The organism is Solitalea longa (assembly GCF_002920915.1).
Classification (GTDB): Bacteria; Bacteroidota; Bacteroidia; order Sphingobacteriales; family Sphingobacteriaceae; genus Solitalea; species Solitalea longa.
This window is the reverse complement of the sequence record NZ_PQVF01000009.1, coordinates 197,249-205,192: the sequence shown is the minus strand read 5'-3', so window position 1 is coordinate 205,192 and position 7,944 is coordinate 197,249. Positions and strand designations below refer to the sequence as shown.

The window sequence follows — 7,944 nt, the reverse complement described above, 5'->3', positions numbered from 1 at the left end:
GCCTGTATAGGTTAATTAGGATTAACAACATCCAGTGTATAGTTAATCCAGGATTTATTCACTAATCTGTATAGTTATTTCAGGACGGGTCATATAGTTATTTCAGGACGGGTCATCTTCTTATTTACATCGTATATACGTCGAGTATACGTCGAGTATACGTCTAGTATACGTCTAGTATACGTCTAGTATACGTCTAGTATACGTCTAGTATACGTCTACATGAATTCGACCCCAGCTCGCGCGCGTTTGTAACACCAAATAGAAATCAAAATAATAAAGCCTCCCTTTATTCTTGCGGACTTGATTATTCGAAAAACGAAGCTTTCTCATAATGAAATTTTCCATCTGCTAATAGTGGTTGCCTTCGACTGGTTGGGGCCCCCATATTATTCGTATTTTTAAGTGTCCCTTTACAAATAATTAAAATAACGACTGGGGAAAAGGGAGTTTCTGACAACTACTATTCAAACTATCCATGAAAATTAGTCTAGCCGATACTTACGAAGCCTTGTCACAGCAGGTGGTAAACGACGTAGTTCAATGTTTAAGCAAGGCAGGTACGCCTTTATTCTGCCCTGCTTCGGGAGATACACCGTCGGGTGTATACGCTGAATTAGTAAAACAACAGCAACAAGGCATTATTAACACGGCGAACTGGCGATTTGTGGGCTTAGACGAATGGGGAGGAATGAATGGCGAGGATGAAGGTAGCTGTCGGTTTTATTTAAATAAACAACTCTTCTTCCCACTTCAAACCCCTGAAGAAAACGTTTGCTTTTTTGATGGCAAAGTGGAAGATCCCCTTACAGAATGTGAACGTATTGATGAATTTATCGACATTCATAAAGGCATTGATGTAGTTGTACTTGGTTTGGGCATGAATGGACACATAGGCATGAATGAACCGGGCACTTCTCCTGATTTGCATTCGCATGTTTCTGCACTGGATCCGGTAACTCAACAGGTGGGTCAAAAATATTTCTCATCTCAGAAAAAACTGTTAACCGGATTAACTTTAGGTATTGCCTCTATTATGGAGGCCAAGCATGTGATATTAATGGTTAGCGGAGAAAAAAAAGCCTCCATCGTGAAAAAAGTAATTGAAGGAGAGATTACAACAGAAGTCCCTGCAAGCCTGCTTCGAAATCATCCGAGTTTTAGCATTTATATGGATAAAGCCGCTGCGGGTCATCTGAAGTCATAGTAAAACGGCAATCAGATTGTATTGAGATCAATATTTAGGATCGTTAATATAATAGTATTAACATAGGCAAGTGTTTATTATTTCCGCATAGGCATACCTATAATTGCGGCTTTTATCAGGGTATCCAACTTTTTATATTCTGTTGTCCCGTAACTATAAAAGCCAGGCTGGGGGCAACAGTTTTTCGTACACATAGTCCAATTTAGCTCTATGGATGAACTGTCCTTATCGTATTTGATGATTTTATAAGCATCTCGTAGTTCCGCTTTAAACTTTACATTCTTACCATTTGGTTTCGCCTCTACCACAAATAGTTGTTGACTTGTTAATACCTCTCTGATCTTTTCATGATCAAGAGTTGAATCTGACACATGCAAATTGTTTGGCAATGCATTAGCCGGGGCATAGGGATTAATTAAAATCAAGAAGAGTAATAAAATTGGGGCTATTACAGGTAAATAGTTGAAGTTAAAGGATACCTTATTTATAGTTTTCATTTGTCAATATGTTTAAGCCAATATAAATAGCTTTTCATTTTCTTCTGCAAATTATTTGTGGGTTTCATCGATGCCTATAAAATTCAATTCCACTTGCTCTTTAAATGGCCGTTTGGCGGGCACTTAAAATAACGAAAGTATTGATTAGAGCAACTACGCATTTCCCTGATCAGACAAGAGCCATTATTAAAAGGACGTTTGAATAGTTGGATAAACTGACAGAATGGTTATTTTTAGTAAACGGAGTACCTAAAGGCGGCCATATTATGAAAATGAAATTTACATTTATCTGGATTTGTGTATAAATCGTCGTTCTTCATGCCTTAGGAAGACTTGAACCATTTGATAATATGAATAAATTATTAATCGGTTTTGTTATTTTCTGTATAACACAGACTTGGTCTTACGGACAAACAAAACAAGACAAGCAATTAACAAAAGTTTTGGATGACCTGCTATCGGAACAATTCAAATCATCTGACCCAGGATGCGCTGTATTGATCGCAAAAGGAGGACAGATTGTTTATCAAAAAGGTGTTGGGAGTGCTGACTTAGAACTTAATGTATCTATTAAGCCAGATATGATTTTCAGGATTGGCTCAATGACAAAGCAATTTACGGCAATTGCCATTCTGCAACTTGTGGAACAAAACAAAATATCATTGAAAGACAGCATTCAAAAATTCATTAAGGACTTCCCCTTCAAAGGCAATACAATAACAATTGAAAACCTGCTAACGCACACTTCTGGAATTGTAGAGTACACTCAATTGGATATCCCAGACCCATTTATAAGGCGCAAAGATTTCACACCTAAAGAAATTATTGACCTGTTCAAAGATAAACCCTTGGAGTTTCTGCCTGGAACAAAATTCAAGTACAGTAATTCAGGTTATTTTTTATTGGGTTATATTATTGAAGGGATCACAAACAAGAGCTACAAAGATTACATACAGGAAAGTATTATTACCCCATTGGGATTAACAAGTACTCATTATGATGACATAAACAGAATTATCCCTAACCGTGTGAAAGGCTATAAGAAGGACAATTCCACATTTGAAAATGCTGACTATCAAAGTTCAACAATTCCATTTTCTGCAGGAGCATTAATTTCTAATAATGCTGACTTATTTAAATGGAATCAGGCCCTTTATAATTATACTGTAGTTAGAAAGGAAACTCTTGAGAAGGCTTTTACGCCATTTACATTGATGGATGGATCTCCAACAAATTACGGTTTTGGCTGGTTTATCATCGACATGGATGGGAATCAATCAGTTCAACATGGTGGAAACATAAATGGTTTTAGGAGTAATGAAATTTACTTTCCCAAAGAAGATGTTTTTGTCTCCACACTTTTTAATTGCGAATGTGCACCAATGGAAGAGTTGTCTGAACAAATTGCTTTTTTAGCTATTGGCAAGGTGCCGCACGGGAAAAAAGCTGTTGATATTGAGGATTCAATCATGAACAGCTATGTCGGGAAATATATTATTTCCGGAAACACAAAAAGGCCAATTATAATCTCAAAAGAAAACGGACAGCTCTTTGCCGGTATTCCCGGCGAATGGAAAGCTCAGTTAATAGCATTGTCAAAGACTAAATTTGATATCAAGGACATTAGACCTTCGGGAACGATAGATTTCTTTACTGATGCTAGCGGTAAAATCGTTAGAATCGTTACAACACAGTCGGGTAAGGAATATGAGGCTATTAAAACAGAGTAAAGGAAGGCTTCAAATGAGTCTGCCAATATCAAAATAAACAGTACCTCGGCAGTACGATTCTGTATCTGCAAAACGTTACAAACTACCATTTGGAAGAACTACACCTATACAAACTATGAAAATGACATACCTTATTATCGGAGCTATTTTGGCCGGCGGACTAATTTTTTACTTAACCAGTTGCCACCACGAAAACGTTAGTAAGGCTGCAAAGCAATTCATAGATCTATCACAGACCTACCTTAATAAAGCGACAAAAACTCAAACGACCACTTTGCCAACAGCTGACCAGGTAAAATTCTATCTGCTAACCAACAATGGAGTTTATGTTGGACAAGACATTATGCAAAACTTTGAAGATAATTCTTCGGAGTGGGCAAAACTGTTTGAAGAAGCCAACAAGGTTTTAACAGAGCTTAGACAAACAACAACAAAATATAATTAACAAAATCCAGCTCGCGCGCGTTTGCAACGCGGGCAAAAGGCATGAAACTTTGAACTGAATACCTAATTAATAACTTTACACAATGGCGGGATATGAGGGAGTTTTTTGCATCGCTTTGAGTAAACTTTAACGTTGGACACAACGCAATAAAAGCATCACAATTTACTATGATAACAAACTACATACATTGGAATATTGATCCTGAGATCATAAACATCTTTGGGGTTTCGATTAGATACTATGGATTACTCTTTACAGGTGGCCTGATACTTTGTTTTTTCATTCTTAAGGGGATATTTAGCAATGAAAATATTCCACTTACTCATCTCGAGAAATTATCGACCTATGGAATTATAGGGATATTTGTTGGAATGAGATTAGGGCATTGCTTTTTTTATGAACCTTCCTATTATTTCAGCCATCCATTAGAAATTATTTTACCAATTCAACCCACTGCCGATGGTGGATATAAATTCTCAGGCTTTCAAGGATTAGCAAGTCATGGTGGTACACTTGGATTAATAATCGCATTAGTTATTTATGCAAAAAAGACAAAGGAATCAATTATTAAAACAGTGGATTTAATTGCGGTTGTGGCGCCATTAGGGGCATGTTTTATTAGGCTTGCTAATTTTATGAATTCGGAAATTATCGGATATCCAACAACCGTTCCCTGGGCATTTGTTTTTGAACGGGTGGATAATTTGCCCAGGCATCCGGCCCAGTTATATGAAGCGATTTCATATTTATTAATTTTAGGGTTGATGTTCTATCTATATAAAACCAAACGGGAAACGCTTCAAAATGGATTCTTTTTTGGATTGGTAATTACCTTGATCTTTATAGCTCGATTCTTAATAGAGTTTGTGAAAGAAAGACAAGTTTCATTCGAGGATAAGATGCAGTTTGATATGGGACAATTACTAAGCATTCCATTTATAATTGTAGGATTGAGCTTTATAATAATTGGGTTGGTAAAAACAAGAAACAATACCCAGCCCCCAACACAGGTGCATTTACCATAAGGGTTTCAGTGGTATGTTAAGTTCATTTGAAAATCTTTCTGGCAATTTGGCTTTAGTAACTTTAGTGAAAAGTTGGAGTGATTATAATAAAGCAACTCTCATACTGCCAGCACTCGTTTGATTAAAAGCTCAAAAAACTTGGATAGTGCCTGTTTAAGGAACCACGTTATAAATAAGATCATTATGAAAACTAGAATATTAGGACAGGGATTAGAAGTTTCGGAAGTAGGTTTGGGCTGTATGGGCTTGACCTTTGGCTACGGTCCAGCTGCCAGCGAAACGGACGCTATTCATTTAATACGAAAAGCTTACGAACTAGGTATTACTTTTTTTGACACCGCTGAAGTTTATAGTAAGGGTTTGAATGAGCAGCTTTTGGGAAAGGCCGTACAACCATTCAGAGATAAAATAGTTATCGCTACAAAATTTGGCTTTAAAGATGGCGATGCTGCTAAAGGTGTGGATAGTCGCCCCGAACGAATTAAAGCAGTTGTCGAAGCATCTTTAAAACATCTGAGTACCGATGTTATTGATTTGTTATATCAGCATAGAGTTGACCCAGATGTACCGACGGAAGAAGTGGCAGGAGCGGTGAAAGAGTTGATTCAGGAAGGAAAAGTAAAACATTTTGGTATGAGCGAGGCAGGAGTGCAAAGTATTCGAAAAGCTCATGCGGTAGTACCTGTTACGGCGCTGCAAAGCGAGTATTCAATGTTTTGGAGAGGGCCGGAAAATGAAATACTCCCTTTGTTGGAAGAATTGGGTATTGGATTTGTTCCTTTTAGTCCGTTAGGAAGAGGTTTCTTAACCGGAGCCATTGATGAAAATACCAAATTTGATATAGATGATTTCAGAAATCTGGTACCCCGTTTTACCGAGGAGAACAGAAAAGCCAATCAGGTGTTGGTAGAATTGCTGAGATCAATTGCAGCAAGTAATAATGCCACGCCGGCACAAATAGCCTTGGCTTGGTTGTTGGCTCAAAAACCATTCATCGCACCTATTCCCGGCACCACTAAGATCCACCGTTTGGAAGAAAATATTGGAGCAGTTAAAATTTCGCTTTCTTCAGATGAGTGGAGCCATATTAACGCAGCATTAGAAAAGATTAAAATTTCCGGAGAGCGTTATCCTGCTGCATTGCAGGCAAGAGTGGGTAAATAATCACGAGAAAAAGAGCGCTGCTGTCATTTCGGGCTACCCTGTGTTCTTTTACTCTTCCGTTAGGAATTCTTTGTACTTTTATTGAAGCTTCGTGGCCTTTTGCAGGATTCGAATCAATAGAACTAATTCATGAACAGTACAAGAATTAATAAATAAGTATGGGGTCGACAGAAATTTTCCCGAAAGGACAGCCATTGCCAAACGACTGGTTTAGCGGAAATGCGTTTTTAACACCATTGCTTGCAAAGGATAAGAACAATGAATTTTCTGTAGGAAGCGTAACATTCGAACCCCAGGCAAGAACTAATTGGCATACGCATCCCAAAGGGCAGGTACTGATTGTTATAGAAGGCGAAGGGTTTTACCAGGAAAAAGGAAAATTAGCACAACGTATAAAAATGGGTGATGTAATAAACATTCCTGAAGGTATCGAGCATTGGCACGGGGCAACTGCAACCAGCAAAATGGTTCACATTGCTATTACCAACTTCAAAGATGATGTTCAGGTAACTTGGCTTCTACCTGTAACAGATGAAGAATACAATAGTGTAAACTGATTGACAAAAACAGCAACCGACAACCGTAAAAAAGAATCATCAAAATGACAGAGGATAAATTAGCAGTATTAATTGATGCAGACAACGTTCCATATTCAAATGTGAAAGAAATGCTTGAAGAAATCGCTAAAAATGGAACCCCGACAATCAAACGAATTTATGCTGATTGGACCAAGCCGACTGTTTCCGGCTGGAAAAGCGTACTTCTGGAAAATGCGATCACGCCTATTCAACAATACAGCTATACTACAGGAAAAAACTCTACCGACAGTGCATTGATAATTGATGCCATGGACATTCTTTATTCAGAGAAAGTAAATGGTTTTTGTATCGTTTCAAGCGATAGTGATTTTACCAGGTTAGCTACAAGGCTTAGAGAAGCAGGAATGACCGTAATTGGTTTTGGAGAACGGAAGACACCCAAGCCTTTCATTGCCGCTTGTGACAAATTTATCTACCTGGAAATCTTAAAGACACCTAAAACGGAAACGACCAGTATCGCTAAAGTGACTGAAAAAACCAAAAAGGAAGAGCCAATCAGTAAAGTTGATACCGAAACGATTAGGATTATAACAGAAAGTGTCAATGATTTGGCAGACGAAACAGGTTGGGCATTTCTGGGAAGTTTAGGACACTACATTCTTAAAAAGAAACCTGATTTCGACCCAAGAAATTATGGATTTCAAAAATTACTGCCGCTAATAAGAGATATCAATAAGTTTGAAATTGATGAAAGAGATTCTGGATTGAATAATATTAGACACATCTACTTAAAACAAAAATAACTGCAGCAAACAGTGGTTTCGCAAAAGGCTGACTAAACCTGTATCTGATTCTAAGAAAAGGCTCAACTAGTAATTATGGTATTGCAAATTATTGAAACAACTCCTGCAGATATTGAGGTAGCGCCTTTAATTGAAGCATTATCAGCAGAACTGGAAAAACGGTTCGGCGATAATGGGGAAAAATCTTTTCAGGATTGGGACAACGAAAGCAATAAGGCTGTTTTTATAAAAGCAATTTTATTGGGTGAAGTTGTTGGTTGTGGAGCAATTAGGCCTATCTCGAATGACGTGGCCGAGTTAAAGAGAATGTATGCTAAATACAACAGAAAAGGGATCGGGAAAAATGTGTTGAGTTATCTTGAAAACAAAGCGAGAGACCTTGGTTATCAAAAGATTTGGCTCGAAACCAGAAAGCTTAATCAGGAGGCGTGTTCGTTCTATTTAAAAAACAACTACAAGAAAATATCAAACTACGGAAAGTACGTAGGTAATGAAAAAGCTATCTGTTTTGGAAAAGAAATTAAATAGCAAAAC

At 37.6% G+C, this 7,944-nt stretch carries 9 protein-coding genes; 8 read left to right on the top strand and 1 reads right to left on the bottom strand.

Features of this window, described 5'->3' with window-relative positions; all coding sequences use genetic code 11:
- Positions 1–478: 478 nt before the first annotated feature.
- Positions 479–1,207: a glucosamine-6-phosphate deaminase gene (locus tag C3K47_RS14125; protein WP_103789793.1), complete on the top strand. Its 729-nt coding sequence runs from the start codon at positions 479–481 to the stop codon at positions 1,205–1,207.
- A 77-nt stretch (positions 1,208–1,284) separates the two neighbouring features.
- Here the strand turns inward: C3K47_RS14125 and C3K47_RS14120 are convergent, their stop codons facing one another.
- On the bottom strand, positions 1,285–1,704 hold the full coding sequence (locus tag C3K47_RS14120) for a hypothetical protein (RefSeq protein ID WP_103789792.1): 420 nt from the start codon (positions 1,702–1,704) through the stop codon (positions 1,285–1,287).
- A 350-nt stretch (positions 1,705–2,054) separates the two neighbouring features.
- Here C3K47_RS14120 and C3K47_RS14115 point away from each other — a divergent pair, with 350 nt between their 5' ends.
- From C3K47_RS14115 to C3K47_RS14085, 7 genes are all read left to right on the top strand, one after another.
- Positions 2,055–3,434 (top strand): serine hydrolase domain-containing protein, encoded by a 1,380-nt coding sequence (locus tag C3K47_RS14115; protein ID WP_103789791.1) that lies wholly within the window; start codon positions 2,055–2,057, stop codon positions 3,432–3,434.
- A gap of 115 nt (positions 3,435–3,549) precedes the next feature.
- A complete protein-coding gene (locus tag C3K47_RS14110) occupies positions 3,550–3,879 on the top strand; it encodes a hypothetical protein (RefSeq protein WP_103789790.1) in 330 nt (109 codons plus the stop codon).
- Positions 3,880–4,046: 167 nt separating this feature from the next.
- The gene (gene lgt, locus C3K47_RS14105) at positions 4,047–4,904 is read left to right on the top strand and encodes a prolipoprotein diacylglyceryl transferase (protein WP_103789789.1); all 858 of its coding nucleotides are present in this window, start codon (positions 4,047–4,049) and stop codon (positions 4,902–4,904) included.
- A gap of 183 nt (positions 4,905–5,087) precedes the next feature.
- Positions 5,088–6,068, top strand: a complete 981-nt coding sequence (locus C3K47_RS14100; RefSeq protein WP_103789788.1) for an aldo/keto reductase — start codon at positions 5,088–5,090, stop codon at positions 6,066–6,068.
- A 158-nt stretch (positions 6,069–6,226) separates the two neighbouring features.
- Positions 6,227–6,625 (top strand): (R)-mandelonitrile lyase, encoded by a 399-nt coding sequence (locus tag C3K47_RS14095; protein ID WP_103789787.1) that lies wholly within the window; start codon positions 6,227–6,229, stop codon positions 6,623–6,625.
- 44 nt (positions 6,626–6,669) lie between these two features.
- Positions 6,670–7,410 (top strand): NYN domain-containing protein, encoded by a 741-nt coding sequence (locus tag C3K47_RS14090; RefSeq protein ID WP_103789786.1) that lies wholly within the window; start codon positions 6,670–6,672, stop codon positions 7,408–7,410.
- Between the two features lie 75 nt (positions 7,411–7,485).
- The gene (locus C3K47_RS14085; protein ID WP_103789785.1) at positions 7,486–7,938 is read left to right on the top strand and encodes a GNAT family N-acetyltransferase; all 453 of its coding nucleotides are present in this window, start codon (positions 7,486–7,488) and stop codon (positions 7,936–7,938) included.
- The last annotated feature ends 6 nt before the right edge of the window (positions 7,939–7,944 follow it).

Bases quoted from the DNA above. Each gene is read 5' to 3' on its own strand.
- C3K47_RS14125 (WP_103789793.1), top strand. From the start codon at position 479: ATGAAAATTAGTCTAGCCGATACTTACGAAGCCTTGTCACAGCAGGTG.
- C3K47_RS14120 (WP_103789792.1), bottom strand. From the start codon at position 1,704: ATGAAAACTATAAATAAGGTATCCTTTAACTTCAACTATTTACCTGTA.
- C3K47_RS14115 (WP_103789791.1), top strand. From the start codon at position 2,055: ATGAATAAATTATTAATCGGTTTTGTTATTTTCTGTATAACACAGACT.
- C3K47_RS14110 (WP_103789790.1), top strand. From the start codon at position 3,550: ATGAAAATGACATACCTTATTATCGGAGCTATTTTGGCCGGCGGACTA.
- lgt (WP_103789789.1), top strand. From the start codon at position 4,047: ATGATAACAAACTACATACATTGGAATATTGATCCTGAGATCATAAAC.
- C3K47_RS14100 (WP_103789788.1), top strand. From the start codon at position 5,088: ATGAAAACTAGAATATTAGGACAGGGATTAGAAGTTTCGGAAGTAGGT.
- C3K47_RS14095 (WP_103789787.1), top strand. From the start codon at position 6,227: ATGGGGTCGACAGAAATTTTCCCGAAAGGACAGCCATTGCCAAACGAC.
- C3K47_RS14090 (WP_103789786.1), top strand. From the start codon at position 6,670: ATGACAGAGGATAAATTAGCAGTATTAATTGATGCAGACAACGTTCCA.
- C3K47_RS14085 (WP_103789785.1), top strand. From the start codon at position 7,486: ATGGTATTGCAAATTATTGAAACAACTCCTGCAGATATTGAGGTAGCG.